This window comes from Streptomyces luteireticuli, from assembly GCF_041519305.1.
GTDB lineage: Bacteria > Actinomycetota > Actinomycetes > Streptomycetales > Streptomycetaceae > Streptomyces > Streptomyces luteireticuli.
The window spans coordinates 2426067-2452206 of record NZ_CP167927.1; the positions used below are offsets into that span (position 1 = coordinate 2426067).

Sequence of the window (26140 nt, forward strand, 5' to 3'; positions counted from 1 at the left end):
GAAAGGAAGGGGACCGGACATGCTGGACCGGCTCAACCAGGCCATGGAGCACATCGAGTTGCACCTCGGCGACTCCGTCGACACGGCCGACCTCGCGCGCATCGCGGCGACTTCGGAGTACCACCTGCGCCGGCTGTTCTCCGCGCTGGCGGGCATGCCGCTCTCGGAGTACGTCCGGCGCCGACGGCTCACCGTCGCGGGCGCCGAGGTGCTCGCGGGACGCGGGTCTCTGCTGGAGATCGCGGTGCGCTACGGGTACGGCTCGGGCGAGGCGTTCGCCCGGGCGTTCCGCGCCATGCACGGTGTCGGGCCCGGCGAGGCCCGGCGCGGCGGCACCGCGCTCGTCTCCCAGCCCCGGTTGACCTTCCGCCTCACCGTCGAAGGGAGCAGCAGCATGCGCTACCGCATCGTGGACCGGCCGGACTTCACCGTCGTCGGCCTCAAGACCCGGATACCGCTGGTGCACGCGGGACCGAACCAGGCAATGCTCGATTTCATCCGCGGAATCGATCCGCGCACCGTGGAGCGCCTGTTCAAACTGTCGGACCAGGAGCCGGAGGGCATCGTCTCGGTCTGCGACGACCTGGACCCGAGCCGCGCCGAAGGCACCGAATTCGACTACTACCACGGGGCGGTCACGTCCGCGGCCGCCCCCGAGGGCATGACCACGCTGCCCGTCCCGGCGGGCACGTGGGCGGTCTTCACCGCCTCCGGGCCGGTGCCGCAGGCCATCCAGGAGCTGTGGCGGGACGTGTTCACGGAGTGGTTCCCGTCGAACCCGTACCGCAGCCGTCCCGGTCCCGAGATCCTGCGCACCCGTCTGTCGGAGGACAAGACGCAGGCCGACGCCGAGCTGTGGCTGCCGGTGGAGCGGGACTGACACCTGAGTGGGTGCTTCGGTCGACCGGACCAGTTGGCCGAAGCACCCGCTCGGCATCACTCAAGTCGCCTTTATTTCCGAGGACATGGAAGCTCTGACTCTGCGCGGGGTCAGGAAGCCCGCCTACGGCATTCGGCGAGCGACGGGCTCTGCTCCTGCGGTACGTGCTGGACTGGCCAGACGGGAGGATCGCGGCCCGGGATGGCGTCACCGGCCGGGCAGCGCGGTACCGGCCGGAGCGGGAGGGTGGGGGAAGATCTCCGCGCACCCCAACGGCCATGCCTATGTGGACGGATAGAGGATTTCGAAGATTGATCGCGACCTACTGCTCTCCCTCGTCGCCCATCTAGGCTCTCCGTCATGACGAACCGAAGCGACTACGCCGTTGTGATCACCACGACGGATGCCGAGGACAAGGCGCACACGTTGGCCAGCGCTGTGGTGAACGAGAAGCTCGCCGCGTGCGCGCAGGTCTACCCCATCGCCTCGGTGTACCGGTGGGAGGGCAAGATCGAGCAGGATAAGGAATGGCGCATCGACTTCAAGACGCGTAGCGACTTGGTGGACAAGCTCGCCGGGTTCATCGGGGAGCACCACGACTACGACGAGCCCGAGATCATCGCTTTGCCCATTATGGGCGGCTCGGCCGGCTACTTGAACTGGGTGACAGCAGAGACGCAAAGCTGATCGTCATGCAACCGCGGCGCGGATCTCTTCCTGGAGGCTCCGCGCCGCAGCGTTATCCGGCAACGCCCCCACGAGCTCCTTCATTCGCACATCGACCATAGTCACCCCCACGTAGTCATGGGAAACCGCCGTTTCAAGTGCCCGACGAGCAACCGCCACTCCATGCTCGGCATCACCTGATGTCAGGTGTGCCATCGCTGCATCGCACAGGACGGCCACGTTGACCTTGGGGTTACCTACGTCCAGCCGCTCCATGGAAGCCTGCGCTTCGGAAACAGCCTCAGGTCGGCGAAGACGCGTGTACGTGGACACTGCCATCGAGTCGAGCCGCGCGGGCCGCAGGAATCGCACCCACGACTGCTCACGTCCGGGGTCAGCGTACTGGTAAGCCGTACGCGCACGTTCGAGGGCCCGCACCGCAGCATTGACCGAGCCCAGCCGGGCGTGCTCCTCGGCTTCCCTTGCTGCCGTCCACGCATGCGCCGTTGCGTAGCCAGGTCCCTTGACGCACTTCTGGGCCTCGCTGAGCATCCTTGCTGCGCGGGAAGGATCAGCCGCTCCGTAGGAGGCATACGCCATCGCGAGTGCCTCCAGAGGTCGGTGCCCGGCCTCCCTTGCGGCGTCCCGCACCGTCCCGTAGTAGTGGGCCGCCTTCTCGTACTCGCCGCGATCCCACGCTGCCCACCCGGCGAGCGCCGCGGTTTCGCCGGCCGTAATGATCAGCTCCGGGCGGAATCGACCTGCTCGGGGAAGCACTGAGGTGACGGCATCGAGGTGGGCGTCGATGCGCGCGGACAACAGCGGCGCTGGAACATGCTCCTCATCGGTGAACAACTCCGCCGTCATGCCCACCAGATACTTTGCGATCTTCGCGTCCACGCCGGCGCCTGAGAGCGCGGCTGCGAGCCGCCCCCAAGGCTCCGCCGCCGCGCCGGCGGCCACAGCCGCTGTGCCCAAGAACTTCCTTCGGTTCACGGGTCCCTCCGCACCGTCTTCTTCTCGTTGCAAGGAGAGCTTTTCGAGCCTTCGTCGCCGCCGCGTCGCGACCGCTGCCCGGTTCAGCAGTTCAGTTGGCACTCCGAACGACTCCGCCATGTACCTGCGCCAGTAGGGCCCCGGAATGACCTCACGTTCCCAGTCCGAGACCTGATGGCGATCAACGTGGCATCCAGTTAAACGGTTCAGCTCGTCTGCCTGTTCCTTCTGCGTCCTTCCTGCACGCAGGCGGAGCTCCTTCAGTAGCGGCCAGATGGCTTGCTCTCGCATACCTAGCGTCCCCGTCTTCTCGAACTTGTTCGACCGGCACTTGCCGTAGGGGCCAACACCGAAAGCCAACACGAAGATACGCCCAACAAGCCGCCGCCTCCCCGGCGTTATGCCCCGGCGTTGAATGGTCCCAGCCGCCGGAAGGCTGCAAAAGCGGTCCGACTCCCCCTACCCCCGGCGGCGCAGCGGAGAGCCCGGTCCCGACCTCCCGAACGGGGCCGGGCGTGCCGCGCGGACCGAGCCTGGAGCGCCGATCGCCTCCGAACTCGTCAGTAACTTCAAGGAACACGGCGCGCCGGAGGACGCCGAGAGCAGACTCCAGCGCTTCAGGGAGGCTGCGACAAAGCGGAAGAACATCGTCGACTGAATCCACAGAAAGGGACAGCGCGATGCCCGAGACCGTAGATGTTGACCGGAACAACTTCATCGTCCTTCTGGGAGCGCTGGAGGAAGCTCTGATCGAGATCGGGAAGGTGCTTCCCGACTGGAACATGGACGGCACCTTCCTCACAAACTTCACGATCCAGCAGTACCGGGGTGCACTGGGCTCGGTTCCACAGTTCCGCGAACTCAAGGACGCCCTTCTCTCCACGCTGAGCGCGAAGGCCGGCGGATACGCCGTGGTGCGTCTGGGGCGCATCGCCCAAGCCTTGGGGATCGAGGAGCAGTTCCTTCGCGTGACAACGGCGCTCCTCACCGAAGTAGCCACCCCCTTCCAGCCGTTCCGGCGATGGCCGCTGTGGAAGACGATCGGGACCAACCTCGCCGCCAATCCTGGGATGTCCACCGGGACCGGCTACAACGCCTTCCACATGGACTTGGTCAACTCCACACGGCCGCCGGACTACACGATCCTCCTGTGTGTCCGCCCCGACCCGCTCGGCGCCGGCGCGAGCATTCTCTCCGACGCCCGCGCGGCCGTGTCGCGCCTGTCGCCATCGACTCGCGCTCTCCTCGCCGAGCGGGATTACCGCTACGGGTCGTTCTTCGAACTGTCCGACGTAGGCGAGGAGTACGCGCCGTTCCCTGTCCTGGACGGCGAGCCCACTGACGTCGGGTTCGTCCGGTTCACCGCCAAGATGCTCGCCGAGCCCGACCTTACCGGGACACACGCCTGCGCGGCCCAGGAACTCGCAGACGAGCTGATCGCCGGGCAGACCGCCTTCACGCTCCAGCGTGGTGACGTCCTGATCGTGGACCAACACCGGTGGGTCCACGGCCGCCAACCGCTCGCCGACGGCCAGCGCGATGTCCCGGTCGAGAACCGCCGCATGCTGCTCCAGTTGTTCCTGCGCAGTCGCCGGCGGCTCTAGATCCGCGACTTGCGCAACGAATGCCATGCAGCCCCGGCCAGCGCCCGCGTCGACCGGGAAAGCGACAAGTGTTCATGTTCGCGGTACAGCTCCCAGTTGTACTGAACGAGCGACAGCTTGTTCGATGACAGCGATCCCGCGCGGTGGGCCCTGTACAAGGCCAGCGGCTCGGGAAGGCCCCGGGCGTCGATGCCGTCACGCATGATGGACAGCCACAGGGCATAGTCCTGTCGCTTACGCATCTCTGGCATCACCCTCGTGCCGAGGACGGTGCGGTCGTACATGGCGGTCAGGGCACCGATGTGATCCTGAACCAGCATCGCGCGGTAGTCCACGTGTTCTTGCGCCCGGACCACGCGCCCGTTGGGGACGAAATCGGTGCTCTCACCGCCGTAGTCGGCGTCCACCTTGTAGCAATGCCGCGTAGTTAAGAAACTCGGCGTTCCGTGTCCACATTTTCACAGCGACACGCCGGGGATGGTTGTGGACAGTCAACCTGGGGCGGTTCTGCTCTTTCGCTGTGGCCACGAATCTGGTTATGTTTCTCGTTCATGGGTGGGATTCGAGATGAAGGGGCCATCTCCGGCGAGCGTTTGACTGACCGGGTGGGTATCGGGGTTCTGACGCGTCTGGTGCACCGTGACCTGGTCGATGAGGTTCTCGCGGAGACGGGGCGGACGGAGAAGAGATCTCGTCTGCTGCCTGCACGTGTCGTTGTGTATTACGTGATGGCCATGTGCCTGTTCTTCGGCGAGTCGTATGAGGAAGTGACCCGTCTGCTCGTCAACGGCCTGCGGTTCCTGGGGACATGGCGGAAGGAATGGACGGTTCCCACGTCCAGCGCGGTCTCCCAGGCGCGCCGGCGTCTGGGGCCTGAGCCGCTGAAAGCGCTGTTCGAGCGGGTGGCGCTGCCGTGTGCCCAGCGCGGTACGCAAGGGGCATGGCTGGGGAATTTTCGGCTGATGGCTATTGACGGTTTCGTACTGGACCTCCCCGACACGCCCGCGAATGACGCGGAGTTCGGGCGTTCCGGCGGGGAGAAGAATCCTGCCCCGTTTCCACAGGTGAAGATTGTCGGGCTGGGAGAATGCGGCACGCATGCCGTTGTGGCTGCACGGCTGGGGCCCTGGCGTACGGATGAAGGGACACTGGCCCGGGATCTCGTGGCGGATTTCGAGCCGGGCATGCTCATCACTGCTGACCGGGGATTTTACGCCTACCGGCTGTGGGAAGCTGCTGCGGCCGCGGGGGCGGATCTTCTGTGGCGGATGCCCGACGGACCTCATCTGCCGGTGGTCCGACCGCTCAAGGACGGCTCGTACGAGTCATTTCTGCTGGACCCGAAAGTACGCCGCCGGCGTGCCGTCCAGCGTCACCGAGGGGCAGCACACATCGAAGAGCCGTCCGGCATCCCGGTCCGGGTCGTCGAGTACGAGGTGACCAACCGTGAAGGCAAAGGAGAAATCTTCTGCCTGATCACCACCATCATGGACCCGGACGACGCCAGTGCTGCCGAGCTCGCGGCGGCGTACGCGGAACGCTGGGAATTCGAGTCCGGCCTCGACGAGATCAAAACCCATCAACGCGGCCGCGGCGCCGTACTGCGTTCAAAATCCCCGGACATGATCGAGCAGGAGATCTGGGCGCTCCTGCTCACCCACTATGCGGTCCGGCACCTGATGTGCGAAGCCGCCGACCAAGCCGATATCGACCCCGACCGGCTATCTTTCATCCGCTCACTGCGCATCATCCGCCGTCAGATCACTGACCAGGCGGGCTTTTCCCCCTCACCGTCTCGCGAAAGCTCTTGAATCAGCTTTCACAGAAATTCTGGAGAGGCCCAACCCCAGCCGGCGCCACCGCACCAGCCCACGAGCCGTCAAACGCATCCACGTCCACGCCTACAGGAAAAAGAAGCGCACCGAAACCACAGTCCACCACCCAGACCCACCGGACATCAAAATCCTCGCCGTTTCTTAACTACGCGGCATTGCACCTTGTAGTACGAGGTGAACGTCAAAGGCGTATTGGCCGTCGCTGCGAATTCGATTTGCCGCTCAGCCTTGTCCGGGAGCCACATGTCGTCACTGTCAAGAAAGGCGATGTAATCCCCCCTGGCCCTCTCGATGGCGAGGTTGCGTGCCCGGCCTGCACCGCCCCGTTCGGGTGCCGCTTCCGGCAGGACGCGTTCGTCCTGCCGTGCGAATTCCCTGAGCAGGCCCATGGAGTCATCGGAGGACTTGTCGTCGGTGACCAAGAGCTCCAGATCGCTGTGGGTCTGCGTGAGCACCGACCGAACCGAGGCGCCGAGTGTGGCCGCCGAGTTGTACACGGGCATCACAACAGACACCAGGGGCACAGCACTTCTCCTTACCAGGCCAGAGACGACGGCTCATTCAAGCACTAGAACTGTGGAGGAGTTGCCATGCATGTTGTTGTCGCCGGCCAGGGCTATGTGGGGTTGCCGCTGGCTGTGCGAGCGGCCGAAGTCGGCCATCAAGTGGTCGGGTACGAGATCGACCGGCGCAGGGTCGGCAGGCTGGCCGGCGGCGAGTCCCACGTCGAGGACATCCCGGACGCGCGGATGCGCCCGCTGCTGGCGAGCGGCGCCTACCGCCCCTCGGCCGACCCCGCGGCGGTGGCCGGCTTCGACCTCGCGGTGATCACCGTGCCGACCCCGCTGCGCGACGGGGTGCCGGACCTCTCCCACATCGAAGCGGCCGGCGAGGGGCTGGCCGCGTACCTGCGGCCGGGTGCCACGGTGGTGCTGGAGTCCACCACTTACCCGGGCACCACGGAGGAGTTGCTCGCCCCGTTGCTGGAGAAGGGCTCCGGGCTGCTCGCCGGGCCGGACTTCCACCTCGGGTACAGCCCCGAGCGGATCGACCCGGGCAACCCGGTCTGGCGGCTGGAGAACACCCCGAAGATCGTCTCGGGGATCGACGGGGAGTCGCTGCGCGCGGTGGACGGCTTCTACCGCGAACTGGTCGAGCGCACCGTTCCAGTCTCCTCCTGCAAGGAGGCCGAGCTGACCAAGCTGCTGGAGAACACCTTCCGGCACGTCAACATCGCGCTGGTCAACGAGCTGGCGGTGTTCGCCCACGAGTTGGGGATCGACGTATGGGAAGCGATCGACGCGGCGGCCACCAAGCCGTTCGGTTTCCTGCGGTTCACCCCGGGACCCGGGGTGGGTGGGCACTGCCTGCCGATCGACCCGTCATTCCTCTCCTGGCGGGTGGAGCGGGCGCTCGGCCGCCCGTTCCGGTTCGTCGAGCTGGCCAACGACGTGAACAGCCACATGCCCGACTACGTGGTCCGGCGGCTCATGGAGGCTTTCAATACACGTCGCATGGCCGTCAGGGGATCTCGTGTCCTGCTGCTCGGTCTGGCCTACAAGGCCAACGCCTCCGACGCCCGTGAGTCACCCTCTGCCCGTGTCGCCGAACTACTGCTCGACCTCGGCGCCGAGGTGCACGGCGCGGACCCGCACGTCGTAGACGACATCCGCACTGACTCACGCCTGACCCGAGTAGAAGCGACTGCGGAGGAGATCGCGGCATCCGACGCCGTAGTACTGCTCACGGACCATGCGGAATTCGACTACGAGACGATCCTTGAACACGCGCCGTATGTGCTCGACTGTCGGAACCGGCTGTCCGGCGCGGACATCGATGTTCTGTAGGCGTCGGCACTGAAGTCCGACGGCGTCTTCTCCGAGGAGATCAAGGCTGCACTCCTCTCGGGCAAACCGGGGCCTACCCCAGCAGAGGCCGCGACGAGACGAGTCGTCATCGGCACAGGATTGCGATCCAAGTGGTACCGAACTGGGCGGGGCACGGGGCCTGTTGTCCCTGCGAGGCGCACGGATCAGGACCGCATAGGTGATCACGGTGGCGGAGGTGCTGGTGGCGGAGGCCGGGCTGACGGTCGAGCCGTAGCCCGGCCTGTGCACCGCCCCTCCTGGGCGAACAGATACCCAGCAGACCTCTCTTCCGGGTGATCCGTCCCCGCCGGTCACGACCCATGTCCGACAATCGGACGCGTGCTGGTCCCCTCCCTCGTCATCATGCTCTCCACGGCGTTCGCCGTCTGCCTGACCGCCTTCCTCCTGCGTCGGCACAAAGGACACAAAGTCCCCGATCTCCCCAAGGGAGTTGAGATGGCGATCGGGGCCGTGAGCGGCCTCTTCGTGTTCTCCTTCGCGTTTCTGGCCGTCAACGCACAGGGACAGCTCGACGCGGCCCGCAAGGCGACGCTCGCCGAGGCCGGGGCGCTCAAGGACGTCTACTTCGTTGCCCAAGGGCTGCCGTCGCAGGCGCGCGACGACATCCGGCAACGCGTCGTCGGCTACACGCACTCGGTCATCGACGCCGAATGGCCCGCCATGCACGAGGGGCACGCGAGCGAATCCACGGTGCGCGGACTCGACTCGTTGCGCCTGGCCGTCTACCGCATGCCCGTTCCCGACGAGGCCTCGCGGGCCGTACGTACCGAAGTGTCGCAGCGTCTCCAGGACGTGTACGTGGCCAGGAGGGAGCGGCTGGCGCAGAAGGACGCCGAAGTCCCGCCGCCGATCCTGTCCCTCATGGTCGGATCCGGTGTCGTCACCCTGGTGTTCTTCGCGCTCTTCGGCAAACCGACCAGCCGGACGCACTACGTTCTCCTCGGCGTCGGCGCGGCGGGCTTCGCCTACATGATCTACCTCGTCCTCGCGCTCAACCACCCCTACGCGGGCGGAATCAGCGTCGGTCCGGCCGCGTACACGGAGGCGCTGCTCCGCTACCACCAACTCACACTGTGAGTCGCCACCTGCGTGCTGCACACGGAACGTAACCCACAAGGGTGTTACGCCCCCAAGAGGGATCCGACGCCGCCTACGCGGACTTACGGTGCGCTCATCGGGTTGCTCCGCACCGGAACGCGAAGCGACCCCCGACGCCGGCTGCAACCGGCGAAGGGGGTCTACACCCACGAGGAGAAACGGCTCCCAGCAAGATGCTTGTGCATGTTAGCGCGCCCAAAAGCCGCTTCACCCAGGTTCCGAACGACGTCATCGACAACCCCCGCCTCGGCGACAGTGCTGTCCGCCTCATGCTGTGGGTGCTCCGGCGACCCCGCGGGGCGGCCATCCCTGCGGCCTCCGAGATCGCGCGACGGATCGGGCTCAAGAAGAGCGCGTTCATGCGCGCCAAGCAGCAGTTGCTGGACGAGGGTTACCTCCACGAGTGGCGGCAGCAGGACCGGGACGGGCGTTGGGCGACCGAGCAGTTGATCTCCGACGTACCACTGGACGCCGAGGAGGCTCGGGCCGTCCGTGACGGGTGGTCTCCGACTGCCGTCGAACCGGCCGTCGGTGAGCCGAGGGCCCGGTCCGTCGGCCGTCCCCAAAAGAAGAAGACTGGGGAGAAGACTTGCCTCCCGCCCTCCCAGCCCTCCCGGGCCCCGGCGGCCGAACCGGCACCGGCACCACCGCAACCGGAACACCCCCTCGCCGCACGCGGCGCCCGCGCCCTCGCCGCCGTCTCCCACTCCGAGCGGCGCCTCCGCCTGACCGGGCGGGACGTACGCGAACTCGCGCCCCTCGCCGGCGAATGGCTGCTGCGCGGCGCGTCCACCAACGACATCCTCGACGCGCTCGTCAACGGTCTCCCGGAGCCCGTCCACCACCCCGCCGCCCTCATCCGCAACCGCCTCACCCGCAAGATGCCGGACGCGCCACGCATCCGTCCGCCACGGGCCCCTGAGCCACTCCTCACCCACCCGGGCCCGAGTCCGGTCGAGGCTCCCGACCTCCGCGCGTTCGTCCACGAACGGGCCGCCGCCGTCCGCACCGGCATCAGGAAGGCGTCCAGGGTGGCCTCCACCTGATCAGCCACTCTGGGCGCACGGCCCGCTGCGAAGGGTCAGCGGTTGGCCTGCTCGTGCCCGCCGGACCTACGCTCGATATGTACGACCACCAGGGGCAAGGAGGTCAGCGATGCTCTACGTCCTGCTGGCGACCCACAGCCCGGAGGCCTGCCCTACGAGCAACTCCCGGACGAAGGAGTTGCTGCTCCGGGTGGCACCGGACATCCCGGGGATCGCCGAGAAGTCCGGGGTCACCATCCTGGCGGGGCCCTTCGTCAACCGGGAACACACGGTCATCGTGATCGCGGAGGCGGAGAAGTCGGAGAACGTCGACCGCTTCCTCGTGGACAGCCGGATCGCGCAATGGAACCGCGTCCACATCCTGCCCTCGCTGAAGATGGAGGAAGTCCTCGACCAGGTACGGGAATCGGAGTCGGTGTTCTGAAGTGTTCTGAGCCGCCGCCCGCGCCTCAGCCCGCGACCGGCCCGGGCTCTCCCGTCGAGAGGGAACGGCGCGGCGTGACGATCGGGAAGACCGGGTCGGGGAAGCGGAGGTAGCTCCAGACCGTGTCGGCGGCGGCCTGGTTGTCGGTCCGGATGGTGCCCGCCTTCACCTCGGCGTCGAAGTTCTCGACGAAGCGGTGCCCGGCCAGGGCGAGTTGTTCGAGGGCCTCGCGGGAGAGGGTGATGGTGGCGTCGGCGACGGGGGCCAGCGGGTCGGCGCCGTCGACGTGGACGAGTACGCCGTTGCGCAGGGTGGTGACGCACACCCGGCTGTCGGTGGTGACCACCCAGCGCAGGACGATCGGCTTGCGCTGTTCGGCCGCGGCCTTGGGGCCGTCGATGCTCTTGGCCAGGGCGGAGAAGAACTGCTCCAGGGTCATGCTCCTGACCAGGTCGGCGGCGCCGTGGCTGATCGGCTTCTCCGGCAGCCCGCTCTGGAGCTCATGTGCACCGGTGAGGTAGAAGTTGCGCCAGGTGCCGTTCTCGGAGGCGTAGCCGAGCTGGCTGAAGACCTGGGCCTGGAGCTCCTTGGCCTGCTGGAGGATGTCGGACGGGACGATCTCGCCCGCGCCCGGGGCGCCGGAGGCGAAGATGACGTGGTTGAGGAGTTCGGCGGCCCAGCGGTACTGCGGCGGCTGGGCGTCGTACGCCTGCTGGGCCTGGGCGAGGATGTTCTTGGCGCCACCCATCGCCTCGACGTACTTCGCTCCCGCCTCGACGGGCGGCAGGCTCCACAGGTTCGCCGGGTTGCCGTCGAACCAGCCGATGTAACGCTGGTAGATGGCCTTGGTGTTGTGGCTCATGGAGCCGTAGTAGCCGCGGTTGTACCAGTGGTCGCCGAGGCCCTTCGGCAGCTCCTTGAGCTGTTCGGCGATCTCGATGCCGGTGTATCCGGCGTCGGTCAGGCGCAGCGTCTGGTCGTTGAGGTAGCCGTACATGTCCCGCTGGTTGGCGAGGAATTCGAGGATGTTCTCCTTGCCCCAGCGCGGCCAGTGGTGGGAGGCGAAGACGACCTCGGTGTGCTCGCCGAAGACCTGGATGGCCTCGGTGAGGTACTTGGACCAGGCGTGCGGGTCGCGCACCTGGGCGCCGCGCAGGCTGAGGATGTTGTGCATGGTGTGGGTGGCGTTCTCGGCCGCCAGCAGGGCGCGCAGCTCGGGGAGGTAGATGTTCATCTCCGCCGGGGCCTCGGTGTTGGGCGTGAGCTGGATGACCATCGGGACGCCGTCGACGGTGATCTGGTACAGCTCCGGCCGCCAGGCGATGACGTTGGAGGCGGGCCACTGCTCGGCGGGTACGGGGCGGTGCTGCGGGCCGCCTATGTAGTCGGTGGGGGTGACGAGGGTGAGCTCGCCGGTGGAGATCGTCAGGCCGAGGCCCGTACCCACCTGTCCCGTCGGGCTCTTGTCCAGGCGCGGGGCGTACATGTAGTCCGCGCGGCGGCTCATCGCGGGGCCGGCGAAGACGTTCTCGCTGATGGCGTGGTCGAGGAAGTCCTGCGGTGCGTAGACCTTGAGGCCGAGCGGCGGGTTGCCGTTGCGGTCGGCGAACAGGCCGCGGGAGCCGCCGAAGTGGTCCACGTGCGGGTGGGTGTAGATCAGGCCGGTGATCGGCCGGGAGTCCTCGGTGGCGGAGCGGTAGAGCTCCAGGGCGGCCTGGGCGGTCTCGAAGGAGGTCAGCGGGTCGACGATCACCAGGCCGGTGTCGCCGCTGATGATCGTCATGTTGGAGAGGTCGTAGCCGCGCACCTGGTGGACGGTCCGGGCGCCGCGGGAGGTGACCTGGAACAGGCCGGCCGCCGCCGTGAGCTGACCCTGGCGCCAGAGGCTGGCGTTGACGGACGGCGGGGCGGACTCGGGGCCGCCCTCCGCGTCGGCGAGGAACTCGTAACCCGTGAAGTCCCAGACCACGTTCCCCTTGCCGTCGCGCGACGTGATCACGGGGACGTCGGGGCGGGCGATCAGCCCGCGGGCGGCGTCGGCGAAGTCCTCGGAGGACGGCGGGATGGTCTCGATGACGTGGCGGTTGGCCTCGGCGACGGACGCGGACGGCTCGATGGGCGCGGAGCGGTCGGGCCTGCGGTGACCTCCGGGAAAAGGGCGCGGCAAAGCCGGCACCGGGATGAGAGAGGTGCATGTGAACGGTGCGTTCCGCTGTCACGTTATGGAGGCGGTCGGTCACGGACAAGGAGTCGATCAGGCCAGGCTGTCAGTGGGGCGTGGGAGGCTTTTCCTCGTGGCGGGTGGCGGGACCCGCCGACGGACGAAAGGTGACCTGGAGACCATGGCGTACAGCACGGACCGACGCCGCCCGAGCCGCGCCCCGCGCGAGAACGGCCGCCCGCCGCGCGAGAACGGCCGCGCCCCGCACGGGAGCGGCGGCGATCTCCCGGAGACCCTGCGCCGCCTGGACGGCGCCCCGTACGGCCGGTACAGATCGCTGACCGGCCGCCGGTACGCGGCCGGACCGGCGCCGGAGGGGCTGACGGTGGAGCTCGTCCGGGCGCAGGCGGATCCCTACGCGCCGCCCGCGCGCGTCGCCGTGCAGGTGCCCGCCTCCGCCGCCGGGTTCCCGGCGGAGCTGTATGGGACCCCGGTGCGCCGGCGCGCCCTGGCCTGCTTCCTCGCCCGGCGGGCCGCGGCGCTCGCCGACGACGATCTGTCCGTGGACGCCGGAGGGCAGGAGGTGCTCGACCGTTCCTCCTGCCAGGTCTCCGAGCGGGGAGCGGTGACGCTCCGGCTGAACGTCCCCCTCCCCGGCCCGGGGCGCCGCATCGACGGCCGGGCCGCCGAGGACCTCCTGTGCCGGCGCCTGCCCCGGCTGGCCGAACGTGCCCTGTGCCACGCGGCGTTGGACGCCGCCGCGATCCGGCGCTTCATCGAGACCGTCGAGGACTCCCGCGCCCTGCGCGAGGCCCTGCCCGGCCTGGGGCTGGTGGCCTTCGTGGCCGACGGTGCCGTGCTGCCGCGCCGCAGCGGCGTGGACGACCGGCCCGCGACGGGCCCGTCCGTCGTCCCCTTCCGGTCCCCGGAGGAGCTGCGGGTGACGGTGGAGCTCCCGCACGCGGGCGCGGTGTCGGGGATGGGTGTGCCGGAGGGGGTCACGCTCGTCGTCGGCGGCGGTTTCCACGGCAAGTCGACGCTGCTGCGCGCGCTGGAGAGCGGGGTGTACGACCATGTCCCGGGCGACGGCCGGGAGTTGGTGGCGTCCCGCCACGAGACGGTGAAGGTGCGGGCGGAGGACGGGCGCCGGGTCGAGCGGGTGGACCTGCACGCGTTCGTCAGCCATCTGCCGACGGGGCAGGACACCACGGACTTCCGTACGGACAACGCGTCCGGTTCCACTTCCCAGGCCGCGTCGATCGTGGAGGCGGTGGAGGCGGGGGCGCGGGTGCTGCTCGTCGACGAGGACACCGCCGCCACCAATCTGATGATCCGGGACGCGCGGATGCAGGCGCTGGTCGCCAAGGAGCGGGAGCCGCTGACCCCGTTCGTGGACCTGGTGGGGTCCCTGCACCGGGAGCACGGGGTCTCGACGGTGCTGGTGATGGGCGGTTCGGGCGACTACACGGAGGTCGCCGGCCGGGTCGTGATGATGGACGGCTACCGCCCGGCGGACGTCACGGCGCGGGCGAAGGAGCTGGCGGCGGTCCCGACGGGCCGCCGCGCGGAGGCGGACGCGTTCCCCGCCGTCGTCCACCGCAGCCCCGACCCGGCGTCCGTGGACGGCACGGTCCGGGGCCGGCTGCGGGTGACCGCCCGGGGCACCGACGCCCTGGTCCTGGGCGAGCACACCGTGGACGTCCGGGCGGTCGAGCAGATCACCGACTCCCGCCAGGTGGTGGGCATCGGACTGGCCCTGGGGCTGCTGGTGCGCGAGGGACACCTGGACGGGCGCCGCACCCTGGCCGCCGCCCTCGATCTGCTGGACGCGCAACTCGCCGCCGGGGTCGGCCCGTTGCTGTCGCTGCGCGACGAGGACTTCGCCCTCCCCCGCCGCTTCGAGGTCGCGGCGGCCCTCAACCGGCTGCGGACGCTGTCGGTGACCCGCAGGCCGTAAGGGGGCCATAGGGGGCCATGAGGGCCCCGGCCGCCGGGGGCCGGAGGGGCACGGCACGGCCCCCGGCGCTTATCATCGACGCTCGTGTCACAACGGGGGTGGCATGTCCCCCATGAGGGGTGTGCCGGGGGAACAGGTGGTTTTGCCGTGATTTCGGTGTTGGTCGCCGAGGACCAGCACGTCGTACGCACCGCGCTCGTCTCCTTGCTCGGCCGGCAGCTGGGCATCGAGGTGGTGGCCGACGTCGCCTCCGGCGCGGAGGTGTCCGCCGCCGCGCTGCGGCACCGGCCGGACGTGGCCGTGCTGGACCTGGGCCTGCCGGACGTGGATGGGCTGACCGCGGCCGTACGGCTGCGGGAGGAGCTCCCGGACTGCCGGTCGCTGATCCTCACGGGCATGGACCGGCCCGGCCATGTGCACCGGGCCCTGTCCGCGGGGATACCGGGGTTCCTGCTCAAGACCGCGACGGCGGCCGAACTGGCCGGTGCGATCCGGACGGTGGCGGCAGGCGGCCGGGTGATCGGCACGGGGCTGGCCGAGGCGTCCTGGGAGCCGGGCGTGTCCCCGCTCACCGAGCGGGAGACCCAGGTGCTGGCGCTGGCCGCGACGGGCGCGGCGCCGCGCGAGATCGCCGCCGAGCTGTTCCTGTCGCTGGGGCGGGTGCGCAACTGCCTGTCCGCGGCCACCGCCAAGCTGTGCGCCCGCACGCTGGTGGACGCGGTGCGGATCGCCGAGCGCAACGGCTGGATCTGACGCCGTCAGACAGGGAGCCCGGCGACAGGGAGTCCGGCGACGGGGAGTTCGACGGTCAGCCGGAAGCGGCCGCCCGCGTCCGTGACGGCGGTGAGGCGCCCGCCCGACTCCTCCGCCCGCGCGGCGAGCCCGGGCAGACCGCTGCCGTGAGCGTCCCGACCACCGCTTCGCACACCGTCGTTGACGATCACGAGGCGCACCCCTTCCGCGCCCCGCTCGACGGTGATCGCACAGTGCCGCGCGTCGCTGTGCCGCAGCACATTGGTCACGCCCTCGCGGAGCACGGCGCCCAGGACGCCGGAGAGGTCCGGGGGCGGGGGCGCGGCGGGGCCGGTGACCTCGGCCGTGACGCCGGCGCCGGTGAGGACGGAGCGGGCGCGGGCGAGTTCGTCGTCGAGGGAGAGGGCGAGCCGGCCGCGGGCGACACCGCGTACGTCGGCGAGCGCGGTGCGCGCGAGGTGCTGGATCTCGGCGAGCTCGCGGCGCACCGCGTCCGTGTCGTGCACGGCCGCCTCGGCGGCCTGCGCCTTGAGGGCGACGGCGGAGAGCTGGGCGCCGAGGAGGTCGTGCAGGTCGCGGGCGACGCGGTCGCGTTCGCGCTGGACGGCGAGGGCGGCGGCCCTGGTCCGGTCCGTCTGCGCCTGGGAGGTGAGCCGGGACAGCCGCACGATGCCGTGCACGACGAGCCCGACGAGCAGGGTGTCGAGGGCGACACGGAAGCCGAGGCGGTTGTCCACCGGCAGCAGAACGATGATCAGGGGCCCGCTGGCGGCCACCCCGGCGGCGGCGTAGAGCGAGAGGGGCCGGGGCAGTTGGGCGAGGGCCGCACCGAGCAGGAACCCCAGGGCGCTGAGCCAGGGTTCGCCGAGGACGAGCAGCGGGGTGTAGGTGAGTACGGCCTGGACCGCGAGCAGGAGCAGCCGGCGGTGCGGGCGGCGGGCGCGCGGCGGGGTGTGCTGGGCGACGGTCACCAGCAGCAGGGCGGCGGTGAGCGCGGCGGGGACGGCGGCTCCGTACGGGGCGGCCTGCTCCAGCAGCCGCGGGTAGGCGGTGCCGAGCGCCACGCAGAAGACCGCGCACAGGACGAGGGAGGTGAGCAGGCCGGCACGGACCTGCCGGTCGGCGCGGAGCACTACGGCTTCCGGCAGCCGTCCGTGACCAGCGGCGTGACCGGGTCGAGGAACCAGCGGCCCTCGTCCTGGACGGTCTCCCAGTCGAGGCAGGAGACGAGGTGGCCACGGCGGGTCGCGGTCAGGGTGATGACCTGCGCCCGCCGGGAGGTGTCGGGGGTGACGGAGACGGCGTCGAAGCCCGCGCCCGTCAGCTTCTCCGCCAGGGTGTCGGTGTACTCCCCGGCGCCGTCGCCGTGCACATACCGTTCGAGTCCGCCGATGTCGTCGCTGTGGACGGAGCGGTCGACCACCGCGGCGAGGGCCTCGAAGCTCTCGGCCCCGGCTTCGGGGGTGCGGGCGATGGCGACGACCACGACGGCCGTCCAGCCCAGGAACGCGGCCGCGGCGGCGGTCGTCAGGAGCTTCGCGCGGGTGGACCTGCGCGTCCGCGGCGGCTGTGACATCTCTCCCCGTATCGGTCGGCAGGCGGCGGACGGCGGTGCTCGATCACATGCCGTTCGGTCATATGTCGATCATCCGTGGTATCGGATCATCGTCCACCGCCAGCCTACCCGACCCTAGTTGTGGATCGTGATGCATGCCTTCTTGCCGGGGAATTGGCTCCAATAGCCGCACATCTTCGTATTGTTGGGGAAGCTGCGGTTGATCGTCTGGGAGACCTCGACCGTCTGCGTGCGCCGCGCGTCCTGCATCGGGCCGGTCCAGGACCAGGAGCCCGCGACGATGACCGGCTTGTCCTTCCAGGCGCGGTTGTTGGACTTCTTGCTGAGGGTGAACCGGTCGATCTTCAGCTTGGCGCCGGTGACGTCCAGGCACACCGACCCCGAACCGTCCGTCATGCCCGCGTTGCCGGTGCACCCGCGCGCCGAGGCGGCGGCGGGGGACGCGGCGAAGCCGATCAGGGACAGGGTGGCGGCCGCGACGACACCTGCGGCCGAGGCGCGGCACCGCTGGAACTTGCTCATGTCTTCCTCAGGGTCCTGGAGGTCGGATGGACCCACGCGGGGTGCGCGGTGCCCGGTCCATCCCAGCAGGGCGCGGCGCGGCCGGGGAGTGCGGGCTTCACGGCCCCGGCGTGAGATCTTCACGCCGCCCGGGCCGCGGCCGCCCCGGCCGCCGCGGCTACTGCCCGAGGACGCGGACGTCGCCGCCCTGGGTGCGCGCCGTGACCTTGTGCGCGGAGCCCTCGTCCGTGGGGACGACGACCTCGCGGTTGCCGCCGGAGGTGGAGGCGTCGACCGCGTAGGTGCCCTTGGGGAGGCGGATGCGGACGTCGCCGCCGGAGGTGCGGCCGTCCACGGAGTCGGGGACGACGGTGAAGGAGGCGGTGACGTCACCGCCCTTGGTGTGCGCGGTCGCCGAACGGGAGGCGCAGTCCTCCAGGGTGACGTTGCCGCCCCTGGTGTCGGCGGCGACCGTCCCCGAGGCACCGCGGACGGTGATGTTGCCGCCGCTGGTGCTCAGCCGGAGGTCCGCCGTGCGCGGGGCGTGCACCTCGACGCTCACCGTGCACCGGCCGTGCAGCGCGCCGCCGCAGGTGGCCTTGTCGATCGTGAACTTGCCGTTCTCCAGGCGGTGTTCGGGGTCGGGCTTGCTGTCGCTGTACTCGTACCGCTCCGTGACGCGCACCTTCCCGTCGCCGCCGGTGACCGGGAGGACGGTGATCTCCCCGCCGTGCGTGGCCACGTCCACCGTCGTGACCTTCCCGTCCACGGTGTAGGTGCGCTCGGCCTTCTTGACCGGGCCGCCGGACATCGAACAGCCGGTCACGAGGAGGGCTGCGGTGAGGGCGGCGGCGGTCAGGGCGAGGGTGGAGGTGCGATGGCGGTCCATGGCGGTTACGGGCTCCGGGCTCGGGAGGGGGACGGTGCGTGCCCCATCCTCCTCCCCGGGCGGGGCGGCGGGCGTCGGCTCGGGGTATGACACCGTCCCCGGTGATCCCTAGGGGGCGGGTGGCGTGCGCCTCAGGGTGAACGGGGGCCGGGCGGTGGGGAATTTGCCCCTGGCCCGCCCTTTCACCGTTTCCCCGGGGAGACCCCGGACCCCATTCGCCCTTCGGGCGAAGTCCTCAAACTCCCCGGAGGGGGCAACCCCCAGACGGGCTGAATCAGCCGCGCCGCGACCGCGCCTTGAAAGCCGCCTTCCGCGCCTCCTTCGCCACCTTCTTGTCCGGGTGCAGACGCCCCATCGCCTCCAGGACGTCCGCCGTCGCGGGGTGCTCCACCCGCCAGGCCGAGTCGAAGAAGCCGCTGTGCTGGCCGACCAGCCCCTGCACCAGGTCGCGCAGTTCGGCCGAGTCGTCCTCGGTGGCGAGCTGGGCGGCGATGGTGTCCACGGTGAGCCAGAAGACCATCGTCTCCCCCGGCTCGGGGATGCCCGTGGCGCCGCGCTCGGCCAGCCAGACCCGGGCGAGGCCGCCGAGCTGCGGGTCGTCGAGGACCTCGCGCAGGGCCGGCTCGGCCGAGGCGGGGACGAGCGCGAGGGCCTGCTGGCAGGCGAGGCGGCGCAGGGGCGCGTCCTCGTCGTCGCCGCGCGCGGCGGCGAGGAGTTCGCGGGCGGCGTCGGCGGGCTCGCGGCGGGCCAGCCACAGCTCGCTCTCGGTGCGGGCCGCCGGCTCCGGGTGGTGCGGCAGCGCGGCGAGCAGCGCGGTGGCGTCCTGCTCGGCGAGGTCGCCGACGGCGGGGGCGTCGACGCCCGCCTCCAGCATCCGGGTGCGTACGGCGAAGACGCCCAGCGGGGTCAGGGCGACCATGCCGTAGCGGGTGACGTCCTCGTCCTCGGGGAGGTCGGAGGCCACGCCGTCGACGGACTCGCGGATGTGGCCCTCGCCGTCGACCTCCTCGATGAGCGCCTCGTCCACCGGCTGGTACTCGACGAGCCCGGTCGGGGCGAGCATCCGGAACTGGTCGTCCAGGCGCATCATCGCGTCGGAGACCTCTTCGAGGATGTCGTCGGTGGGCTCGTCCATGTCGTCCGGGACGATCACGGAGGCGGCCAGGGCCGGCAGCGGCACGGGCCGCTCGGCGGAGCCCTCGTCCAGGGCGGTCAGCAGATAGAGGTTGCCGAGGACGCCGTCAAGGAAGTCGGCCTCCTCCTCGGGGTTCCAGTCGATGGCGTCGAGGTCGAGCTCGCCGCCTTCGGAGAGCTGGTCGACGATGTCGCCCAGGTCCGGAGCGGCGGCGTCCGCGAGGACGGACTCCAGGCCGCCGAGCCACAGGTCCAGGATGTCCTGCGGGCTGCCGGAGGTGAGCGTGGCCAGCTCCTCGCCGGCCGTCGCGGTGCCGCTGGGCTCGTCGGACGCCGCCTCGTCGGCCCCCGGCCGCTCCGTGAACTCCACCAGGCCGGTGTCCAGCGCCAGCTGCCACGCCTCGGCGGCGTACGCCGGACCGTCCTCGTCCCCGTCGAGCCCCAGCAGACCGGTGGCGGTGCGCAGCTGGTCGGCGAGGAGTTCGCCGCCCGCGCCGACCGGGGTGCCCTCCCCGGCCCAGCGGGCCAGTCGGGCGGCACGGGCGAACAGCGGCGCGGTGAGCGCGTCGCGCGCGAGCTCCGCGTCGGAGCGGAGCCGCACCGGCGGCATGGTCGGGCGGTCTACGGGCATCAGGGGGGTCATCTCCTCGGGGCGCCGGCACCGTGGCGGGCCGGCGTGATGAACGTCATGGTCCGGGGGCGTGGCCGCGGCCGCCCGCCCGCGGCGGCGAGCGCGCACGGGTGCCGGAGGCGCACGTACCGCCCCAGCGTAGACGGGTTTGGCCCACCGCCGCCCGGTTCACCCACTCGTCGGGGGCCGTCCACCCGCAGGACCTTGACAACTGACGTGTTCACACAAGAAATTGACGCGCGTAGAAATCGCGTCAAGGCCCGCGCGCCCGAGCCGTGCCCGAGCCGTGCCCGAACGACGTCCTTCTTCAGCCCCTCACACTCCACCGGAGGCTCTCCGTGCCCAGCAGTCGGCGCCGCACCACCCGCAGATCGGCTGTCACCCTCGCCGCCCTCGTCACCGGCGCGCTCGCGGCCGGGCTGCTCACCGCGCCCACCGCCGGCGCCGCGGCCGACGACGACGGCGTCCGCATCCACGACATCCAGGGCACCACGCGCCTCTCCCCGTACGCGGGGCAGCAGGTGGCCGGGGTGCCGGGCGTCGTGACCGCCGTCCGCGGCTTCGGCTCCGCCCGCGGCTTCTGGTTCCAGGACCCGGACCCGGACAAGGACCCGGCCACCAGCGAGGCCCTCTTCGTCTTCACCGGCTCCACCGCCCCCGACGTCAGGCCGGGCGACGCGGTACTGGTCTCCGGCACGGTCAAGGAGTACTACCCCGGCGGCGAGAACGCCGGTCTCCAGTCCGTCACCCAGCTGACCGGCGCGCAGTGGACCGTGCGCTCCTCGGGCAACGCCCTGCCCGCCGCCGTCGAGCTCAACGCCCGGACGCTGCCCTTCCGTTACGCGCCCGACGCGCACGGCGGCTCGGTCGAGAAGCTCCCGCTGCGGCCCGACCGCTACGCCCTGGACCGCTTCGAGTCGCTGGAGGGCATGCGGGTCTCCGTCCGCAACGCGCCGGTCGCCCAGGCGACCAGCCAGTACCACGACCTGTGGGTCACCGCCGACGCCCGCCACGACCGCACCGCGCGCGGCGGCGTCCTCTACGGCGCGTACGCCGACCCCAACGCGGCCCGGGTCAAGGTGGCTTCGCTCATCCCGTTCGCGGAGCGCCCCTTCCCGGTCGCCAACGTCGGCGACGAGCTGACGGGCGTCACCGCCGGTCCGCTGGACTACGGCAACCACGGCGGCTACACGCTCCAGGCCACCGAGCTGGGCAGCCTCACCGACCGGGGCCTGAAGCGGGAGACCACCCGCAAGCAGCGACGCGGCGAACTGGCCGTCGCCACATACAACGTCGAGAACCTCTCCCCCAAGAACCCGCAGGCGAAGTTCGACCGGCTGGCCTCCGCGCTGGTCACCAACCTCGCCTCGCCCGACATCGTCGCCCTGGAGGAGGTGCAGGACGACAACGGCACCGGCAACGACGGCACCGTCGACGCCGGGGTCACGCTGAAGAAGCTCACCGACGCCATCGCCGCGGCGGGCGGGCCCGCCTACCAGTGGCGGCAGATCAACCCGGTGGACGGCCGGGACGGCGGCCAGCCCGGCGGCAACATACGGACCGCCTTCCTCTTCAACCCCGCCCGTGTCTCCTTCACCGACACGGCGGGCGGCGACTCCACCACACCGGTCACGGTCGTCCGCGACGGCGGCAGGGCCGCGCTCTCCGCCTCCCCCGGCCGGATCGACCCGGCGAACGAGGCGTGGCAGAACAGCCGCAAGCCGCTGGCGGGCCAGTTCACCTTCCGCGGCAAGCGGGTCTTCGTCATCGCCAACCACTTCAACTCCAAGGGCGGCGACCAGGGTCTCGACAGCCGCTTCCAGGCGCCGTCCCGCACCTCCGAGGTCCAGCGCGGCAAGCAGGCGAAGGTCGTCAACGCCTTCGTCAAGCAGCTCCTCGCGGCCGACCGGAAGGCCAACGTGATCGTCGCGGGCGACCTCAACGACTACCAGTTCTCCCCCGCGCTCTCCGCGCTCACGGCCGGCCGCGTGCTCACCGACCAGGTGAACCTGCTGCCCGTGAAGGAACGGTACGGCTATGTCTTCCAGGGCAACTCCCAGGTCCTGGACCACATCCTGACCAGCCCCGCCATGAACGGCCGGAAGCGGACGGACTACGACATCGTCCACATCAACGCCGAGTTCGCGGACCAGGCGAGCGACCACGACCCGCAGGTGCTCCGCTGGAAGCCGTAGTGGATTAAGCGCTGCTTAATCCTCGATGCAGAACAATTCCATGGACCTGTACGGCCGTTGGACCGGAGACTCGGGACGTTCCCTTACGTTCCCTTTCCTTCCCGGTTCCCGGAGAGTGACGCGATGACTCCGCTCCCCAGCCCCTTCGGCCGTACGGTCTGTGCGATGGTGACCCCCTTCACCGACGACGGCGCGCTCGACCTCGACGGCGCGCAGCGCCTCGCCGACCACCTCGTCGGGGCCGGCCGCTGCGACGGACTGGTGCTGAGCGGCACCACCGGCGAGGCGCCGACCACCACCGACGCGGAGAAGGGCGCCCTGATCCGGGCCGTGGCCGACGCCGTCGCCGGCCGCGCCCGGATCACGGCCGGCGTCGGCACCAACGACACCCGGCACACGGTCGCACTCGCCCGCGCCGCCGAGGCCGCCGGGGCGGACGGGGTGCTCGTCGTCACCCCGTACTACAGCCGTCCGCCGCAGGACGCCGTCGCCGCGCACTTCCTGGCGGTCGCCGATGCGGTCGGCGTACCGGTGATGCTCTACGACATCCCCGGCCGCACGGGCACCCGCATCGAGACGGACACCCTGCTCCGGCTGGCCGGCCACCCGCGCGTGGCCGGCGTCAAGGACTGCGCCTACGACCTCCTCGGCAGCGCCAAGGTCATCGCGGAGACGGGTCTGGCGTACTACTCCGGCGCGGAGGAACTCAACCTGCCGCTGCGGTCGGTGGGAGCGGTCGGGTACGTCAGCACGGTCGCGAACGCGGCGGGCCCGCTGCTGGCCGCGGCCCTCGACGCGTTCGAGGCGGGGGCGCCGGACGAGGCGGTGCGCCTGCAGCAGCGGGTGCTGCCGCTGGTGGAGCTGATGATGGCTTCCGGGCTGCCCGGGACGGTGACGGCGAAGGGGCTGCTGGGGGCGCTGGGACTGCCGGGCGGCCCGGTGCGGGCGCCTCTGCAGGAAGCGGACGGGGAGCGGGTGGCGGAGCTGCGGAAGGCGTACGAGGCGACGGTGGCGCACTCCAGCCCGTCCGGCGTTTGAGGACAATGCGGCGCAGCCGCATTGCGGGGCCGAGGGGGCGCAGCCCCCGGAAGAAACGGTGAAAGGGCGGGCCAGGGGCAAAGACCCTCACCCGGCCACGCCGAACCACCGCTCCAGCGCCGCCTCCAGCCCATCCCCCGTACCCGCACCCGCACCCGCACCCGCCCAGCACACATAACCATCCGGCCGCACCAGGACCGCCTCCGCAGCATCTTCATGCTCCACCCGATCCGCCCACCCCCGCACCGCCCCACCACCGCCCGGGCCCAGGTACAGCCCCCGCCCTTCCCGCAGCCTCAGCCCCGGCAGGCGCCCGCCCAACAGCGGATGGCCGGACGCGCCCGGCATGGGGTAACGGACATCGAGACCGGAAACCATGCCGGCGATCAGCCGGTTCCCGTCCGGCGTGGCGAGGAGCGCGGCGACGACCGCGCGCATGGCGCGCGCGTCGTCGTCGGGGATCGCCAGCACCCCTTGCGCCCGCGTGTTCTCCAGGACCCCCGCCCCGACCGGATGCCGCTCGGAGTGGTACGTGTCGAGCAGCCCCTCCGGCGCCCGCCCGCGCACCGTCGCCGCCAGCTTCCAGCCCAGGTTGAACGCGTCCTGGACCCCGAGGTTGAGCCCCTGGCCGCCCGCCGGCAGGTGGACGTGGGCGGCGTCGCCGGCGAGCAGCACCCGGCCGTTGACGTAGCGCTCCACCTGACGCGAGGCGTCCGTGAAGCGCGAGGCCCAGCGGACGGCGCGCAGCCGGGGGTGGAAGCCGGGGCCGGAGCCCAGCGCCGCCCGGACCTCCGCCTCGCCGACCGGCGCGTCACGGGGCACCTCGCCGTGCGGCGCCGCGCCGAAGATGTAACGGAAGACGCCGTCGCCGAGTGGCGTCAGGAACCCCGTCGGCCCCTGCTCCATGTCGAACGACGGCAGTTGCCACTCCGTCGGCAGCTCCGGGTCGTCCTCCAGCTCGAGATCGGCGACGGCCATGGACACCCGCGCGTCCCGCCCGGGGAAGCCGACGCCCAGTTCCTTGCGCACCCGGCTGCGCCCGCCGTCCGCGCCCACCAAGTAGGCGGCCCGCAGGGTGCGTTCACCGGCCGGGCCGGTGACGGTCGCGGTGACCCCGTCCGCGTCCTGTGCGAGAGCTGTCAGTTCGTGGCCGCGCAGCACCGGGACGCCGTACTCGGCGAGGTGCTCCTCCAGGAAGCGTTCGACGCGGGCCTGGGGGATGCCGACCTGGTAGGGGAAGCGGGTGTCGAAGACGCCGTAGTCCAGCGGGATTCCGGCGAAGTGCCCCCGGGGCAGGGTGGTGAGGGCCCGGTCGGCGACCGGCTCCAGCCAGCCGCGCAGGTCGAGCATCTCGGCGGTGCGCGGCTGGAGGTTCAACGCCTTGGACTGGCCGCTGCGTTCACGGCCGCGCTCCACGACGACGGTGCTGATGCCGGCCAGGCCGAGTTCGTTGGCGAGGGTCAGGCCGGTGGGGCCGGCACCGACGACGATCACGTCGGGGTTGGTCATGGGATCACGCTTTCAGTCCATGGCGGTCTACGTAGCGCTTGTGGAACGTGATGAGGCCGGCCAGGACGACCAGCCACTGCACCGTACTGACCAGCGGCACCGAGCCGACGGGCAGGGTCATGGCCAGGACCACCCGCACCCCCGCGTCAAGGGTGAACCCCAGGCCCCACACGGCGGTGAGCACCCGCAGACGCCGCCGGAACACGGCGTTCCCGTCCCACTGGGACAGCCAGGTGCGCCAGCCCTCCTCCCCGACCCGCGCGGTGACGACGGCCTGCGTCATGGCCAGGATGAACGGGCGGCGGGTCGGCAGCGTGCCGAGGATCCACAGGCCTATCAGGCCGAAGATCCAGCTGTCCCGGATCAACAGGACGCGGGGGTCTCCGGTGACCAGGGTCATCAGCGCCCCGGCGATCATCAGGACCAGGGTGAACACGGCCATGGCCTCGACCCTGCGCCGCTTGACCATGCCGTGGACGATCCACGGCACGGCCAGCAGGCTGCCGACGAGCAGGGCGAGCCACTGACCGACGCCCATGGCCTGGAGGCCGTAGAACCCCCCGAGCGGAAGGGCCAGTTCGAAGACGAGCTGCAGTGCCAGGTGCCGACGCACGGCGGCGGTGTTCCGTCGCCCGGCGGCGGGCTGCGCCGCGAGGTGGGTGGTCACGAGGTCGTCCTCCTGGTCGCGTGGTCGAAGATGTCGGCGAGCGCGCGGCCGTGGGCGAGCGCGTCGAAGTGGGGGTCCCGGGCGGCGCGGCCGATCAGCGCGTCGATGGAGCCGCGGAGCGCGAGGGTCATGGTCTCCGGGTCGAACTCGCGGAATTCACCGGCCGCCTGGGCTCGGCGCATGGCCTCCGCCAGGACGTGGTTCATGGTCTCGGTCGCGCCGGTGAACTCGCGGGCGGTCCGGTCGTCGCACCGGTCGTTGGCCAGCACCTCCACCAGGGCCGGCAGATACCCCGGGAACTCCACCAACAGCTCGACATTGGACTCGATGTGGGCGCGCAGCCGCCCCGAGGCGGTCGTGTGCGCCTCGATCCGGGGGCGCATATAGCCCTCGGCGGTCCGGAGCACCTCGGCGACGACCTCCCGCATGAGGTCGTCCTTGCCGGCGAAGTGGTACGAGATCATCCCGGTGCTGCTCAGCCCGGCCTTGCGCGCGATCCTCGTGAACGTCGCCTTGGCGTGGCCGACTTCGGCGAGGACGTCGATCGCGGCGGCGACGATCTGCGCCCGCCGGGCCGCCTCGATGAACGTCCGGTCCCCCGGTTCCTGCTTGGCCTCGCTGCTTTTTGCTCGCATGAGCAAACCGTAGGGGCGTCTTGCTCGCCCGAGCAAGTATTGGTTTGGTCAAGCAA

Annotated in this window: 22 protein-coding genes and 2 pseudogenes; 12 read left to right on the forward strand and 12 right to left on the reverse strand. The window is 70.6% G+C overall.

The window, feature by feature from the left end; all coding sequences use genetic code 11:
* Positions 1–19 precede the first annotated feature (19 nt).
* Both AB8735_RS10180 and cutA read left to right on the forward strand, forming a co-directional pair.
* Positions 20–880, forward strand: coding sequence for a GyrI-like domain-containing protein (locus AB8735_RS10180; RefSeq protein WP_372406758.1), 861 nt, complete (start codon positions 20–22; stop codon positions 878–880).
* 360 nt (positions 881–1240) lie between these two features.
* On the forward strand, positions 1241–1567 hold the full coding sequence (gene cutA, locus AB8735_RS10185; protein ID WP_372406760.1) for a divalent-cation tolerance protein CutA: 327 nt from the start codon (positions 1241–1243) through the stop codon (positions 1565–1567).
* A gap of 3 nt (positions 1568–1570) precedes the next feature.
* On the opposite strand, the gene AB8735_RS10190 is transcribed toward cutA, so the two are convergent.
* Positions 1571–2662 carry a transcriptional regulator gene (locus AB8735_RS10190; RefSeq protein WP_372406762.1) on the reverse strand — a complete coding sequence of 364 codons (1092 nt, stop codon included), beginning with the start codon at positions 2660–2662 and terminating at the stop codon, positions 1571–1573.
* Between the two features lie 560 nt (positions 2663–3222).
* Between AB8735_RS10190 and AB8735_RS10195 the strand changes: the two genes are divergently transcribed.
* Positions 3223–4146: a TauD/TfdA family dioxygenase gene (locus tag AB8735_RS10195; protein WP_372406764.1), complete on the forward strand. Its 924-nt coding sequence runs from the start codon at positions 3223–3225 to the stop codon at positions 4144–4146.
* On the opposite strand, the pseudogene AB8735_RS10200 reads toward AB8735_RS10195, so the two are convergent.
* Positions 4143–4559, reverse strand: a pseudogene (locus AB8735_RS10200) (glycosyltransferase family 2 protein); the annotation flags it as partial. The gene AB8735_RS10195 and the pseudogene AB8735_RS10200 overlap by 4 nt on opposite strands.
* 138 nt (positions 4560–4697) lie before the next feature.
* Between AB8735_RS10200 and AB8735_RS10205 the strand changes: the two are divergent.
* Complete coding sequence (locus tag AB8735_RS10205; RefSeq protein ID WP_372405003.1) at positions 4698–5957, forward strand: IS4 family transposase; 1260 nt, start codon at positions 4698–4700, stop codon at positions 5955–5957.
* A gap of 149 nt (positions 5958–6106) precedes the next feature.
* Here the strand turns inward: AB8735_RS10205 and AB8735_RS10210 are convergent.
* A pseudogene (locus AB8735_RS10210) lies at positions 6107–6505 on the reverse strand (glycosyltransferase family 2 protein); the annotation flags it as partial.
* Between the two features lie 66 nt (positions 6506–6571).
* On the opposite strand from AB8735_RS10210, the gene AB8735_RS10215 reads away from it, so the two are divergent.
* From AB8735_RS10215 to AB8735_RS10230, 4 genes are all read left to right on the forward strand, one after another.
* Positions 6572–7828 carry a nucleotide sugar dehydrogenase gene (locus tag AB8735_RS10215; protein WP_372406766.1) on the forward strand — a complete coding sequence of 419 codons (1257 nt, stop codon included), beginning with the start codon at positions 6572–6574 and terminating at the stop codon, positions 7826–7828.
* A 360-nt stretch (positions 7829–8188) separates the two neighbouring features.
* Positions 8189–8947 carry a hypothetical protein gene (locus AB8735_RS10220; RefSeq protein ID WP_372406768.1) on the forward strand — a complete coding sequence of 253 codons (759 nt, stop codon included), beginning with the start codon at positions 8189–8191 and terminating at the stop codon, positions 8945–8947.
* A gap of 194 nt (positions 8948–9141) precedes the next feature.
* Entirely contained in the window at positions 9142–10014 is an 873-nt protein-coding gene (locus AB8735_RS10225; RefSeq protein ID WP_372406770.1) for a hypothetical protein, read from the forward strand.
* A 109-nt stretch (positions 10015–10123) separates the two neighbouring features.
* Positions 10124–10438, forward strand: a complete 315-nt coding sequence (locus AB8735_RS10230; RefSeq protein WP_372406772.1) for a hypothetical protein — start codon at positions 10124–10126, stop codon at positions 10436–10438.
* Between the two features lie 25 nt (positions 10439–10463).
* On the opposite strand, the gene AB8735_RS10235 is transcribed toward AB8735_RS10230, so the two are convergent.
* Positions 10464–12605 (reverse strand): alkyl/aryl-sulfatase, encoded by a 2142-nt coding sequence (locus AB8735_RS10235; protein WP_372406774.1) that lies wholly within the window; start codon positions 12603–12605, stop codon positions 10464–10466.
* 175 nt (positions 12606–12780) lie between these two features.
* On the opposite strand from AB8735_RS10235, the gene AB8735_RS10240 reads away from it, so the two are divergent.
* Both AB8735_RS10240 and AB8735_RS10245 read left to right on the forward strand, forming a co-directional pair.
* Positions 12781–14556 (forward strand): P-loop domain-containing protein, encoded by a 1776-nt coding sequence (locus AB8735_RS10240; RefSeq protein ID WP_372406777.1) that lies wholly within the window; start codon positions 12781–12783, stop codon positions 14554–14556.
* Between the two features lie 147 nt (positions 14557–14703).
* Positions 14704–15309: a response regulator gene (locus tag AB8735_RS10245; RefSeq protein ID WP_372406779.1), complete on the forward strand. Its 606-nt coding sequence runs from the start codon at positions 14704–14706 to the stop codon at positions 15307–15309.
* Positions 15310–15314: 5 nt separating this feature from the next.
* On the opposite strand, the gene AB8735_RS10250 is transcribed toward AB8735_RS10245, so the two are convergent.
* The 5 genes from AB8735_RS10250 to AB8735_RS10270 all read right to left on the reverse strand — a co-directional run bounded on the left by AB8735_RS10250 (position 15315) and on the right by AB8735_RS10270 (position 20040).
* Positions 15315–16442, reverse strand: a complete 1128-nt coding sequence (locus tag AB8735_RS10250) for a sensor histidine kinase (protein WP_372406782.1) — start codon at positions 16440–16442, stop codon at positions 15315–15317.
* Positions 16442–16885: a hypothetical protein gene (locus AB8735_RS10255; RefSeq protein WP_372406784.1), complete on the reverse strand. Its 444-nt coding sequence runs from the start codon at positions 16883–16885 to the stop codon at positions 16442–16444. The genes AB8735_RS10250 and AB8735_RS10255 overlap by 1 nt, the downstream gene beginning before the upstream one ends.
* A 114-nt stretch (positions 16886–16999) precedes the next feature.
* Positions 17000–17407, reverse strand: coding sequence for a hypothetical protein (locus tag AB8735_RS10260; protein ID WP_372406787.1), 408 nt, complete (start codon positions 17405–17407; stop codon positions 17000–17002).
* A gap of 157 nt (positions 17408–17564) precedes the next feature.
* Complete coding sequence (locus AB8735_RS10265) at positions 17565–18275, reverse strand: DUF4097 family beta strand repeat-containing protein (RefSeq protein WP_372406789.1); 711 nt, start codon at positions 18273–18275, stop codon at positions 17565–17567.
* Positions 18276–18549: 274 nt separating this feature from the next.
* Positions 18550–20040: a hypothetical protein gene (locus AB8735_RS10270; RefSeq protein WP_344024782.1), complete on the reverse strand. Its 1491-nt coding sequence runs from the start codon at positions 20038–20040 to the stop codon at positions 18550–18552.
* Between the two features lie 338 nt (positions 20041–20378).
* Here AB8735_RS10270 and AB8735_RS10275 point away from each other — a divergent pair, with 338 nt between their 5' ends.
* A complete protein-coding gene (locus AB8735_RS10275; RefSeq protein ID WP_372406792.1) occupies positions 20379–22235 on the forward strand; it encodes an endonuclease/exonuclease/phosphatase family protein in 1857 nt (618 codons plus the stop codon).
* Positions 22236–22358: 123 nt separating this feature from the next.
* Positions 22359–23273: a 4-hydroxy-tetrahydrodipicolinate synthase gene (gene dapA / locus AB8735_RS10280; RefSeq protein ID WP_372406794.1), complete on the forward strand. Its 915-nt coding sequence runs from the start codon at positions 22359–22361 to the stop codon at positions 23271–23273.
* An 87-nt stretch (positions 23274–23360) separates the two neighbouring features.
* Here the strand turns inward: dapA and AB8735_RS10285 are convergent, their stop codons facing one another.
* The 3 genes from AB8735_RS10285 to AB8735_RS10295 are packed head-to-tail and all read right to left on the reverse strand — an operon-like array spanning position 23361 to position 26084.
* Entirely contained in the window at positions 23361–24782 is a 1422-nt protein-coding gene (locus AB8735_RS10285) for an FAD-dependent monooxygenase (protein ID WP_372406796.1), read from the reverse strand.
* Between the two features lie 4 nt (positions 24783–24786).
* Positions 24787–25449, reverse strand: coding sequence for a VC0807 family protein (locus tag AB8735_RS10290; protein ID WP_372406799.1), 663 nt, complete (start codon positions 25447–25449; stop codon positions 24787–24789).
* On the reverse strand, positions 25446–26084 hold the full coding sequence (locus AB8735_RS10295) for a TetR/AcrR family transcriptional regulator (RefSeq protein ID WP_372406801.1): 639 nt from the start codon (positions 26082–26084) through the stop codon (positions 25446–25448). The genes AB8735_RS10290 and AB8735_RS10295 overlap by 4 nt, the downstream gene beginning before the upstream one ends.
* Positions 26085–26140: the final 56 nt, after the last annotated feature.

Excerpts from the sequence above, each read along its gene's own strand:
- AB8735_RS10180 (WP_372406758.1), top strand. The coding sequence starts at position 20 with ATGCTGGACCGGCTCAACCAGGCCATGGAGCACATCGAGTTGCACCTC.
- cutA (WP_372406760.1), top strand. The coding sequence starts at position 1,241 with ATGACGAACCGAAGCGACTACGCCGTTGTGATCACCACGACGGATGCC.
- AB8735_RS10190 (WP_372406762.1), bottom strand. The coding sequence starts at position 2,662 with ATGGCGGAGTCGTTCGGAGTGCCAACTGAACTGCTGAACCGGGCAGCG.
- AB8735_RS10195 (WP_372406764.1), top strand. The coding sequence starts at position 3,223 with ATGCCCGAGACCGTAGATGTTGACCGGAACAACTTCATCGTCCTTCTG.
- AB8735_RS10205 (WP_372405003.1), top strand. The coding sequence starts at position 4,698 with ATGGGTGGGATTCGAGATGAAGGGGCCATCTCCGGCGAGCGTTTGACT.
- AB8735_RS10215 (WP_372406766.1), top strand. The coding sequence starts at position 6,572 with ATGCATGTTGTTGTCGCCGGCCAGGGCTATGTGGGGTTGCCGCTGGCT.
- AB8735_RS10225 (WP_372406770.1), top strand. The coding sequence starts at position 9,142 with ATGCTTGTGCATGTTAGCGCGCCCAAAAGCCGCTTCACCCAGGTTCCG.
- AB8735_RS10230 (WP_372406772.1), top strand. The coding sequence starts at position 10,124 with ATGCTCTACGTCCTGCTGGCGACCCACAGCCCGGAGGCCTGCCCTACG.
- AB8735_RS10240 (WP_372406777.1), top strand. The coding sequence starts at position 12,781 with ATGGCGTACAGCACGGACCGACGCCGCCCGAGCCGCGCCCCGCGCGAG.
- AB8735_RS10255 (WP_372406784.1), bottom strand. The coding sequence starts at position 16,885 with ATGTCACAGCCGCCGCGGACGCGCAGGTCCACCCGCGCGAAGCTCCTG.
- AB8735_RS10260 (WP_372406787.1), bottom strand. The coding sequence starts at position 17,407 with ATGAGCAAGTTCCAGCGGTGCCGCGCCTCGGCCGCAGGTGTCGTCGCG.
- AB8735_RS10265 (WP_372406789.1), bottom strand. The coding sequence starts at position 18,275 with ATGGACCGCCATCGCACCTCCACCCTCGCCCTGACCGCCGCCGCCCTC.
- AB8735_RS10270 (WP_344024782.1), bottom strand. The coding sequence starts at position 20,040 with ATGCCCGTAGACCGCCCGACCATGCCGCCGGTGCGGCTCCGCTCCGAC.
- dapA (WP_372406794.1), top strand. The coding sequence starts at position 22,359 with ATGACTCCGCTCCCCAGCCCCTTCGGCCGTACGGTCTGTGCGATGGTG.
- AB8735_RS10285 (WP_372406796.1), bottom strand. The coding sequence starts at position 24,782 with ATGACCAACCCCGACGTGATCGTCGTCGGTGCCGGCCCCACCGGCCTG.
- AB8735_RS10295 (WP_372406801.1), bottom strand. The coding sequence starts at position 26,084 with ATGCGAGCAAAAAGCAGCGAGGCCAAGCAGGAACCGGGGGACCGGACG.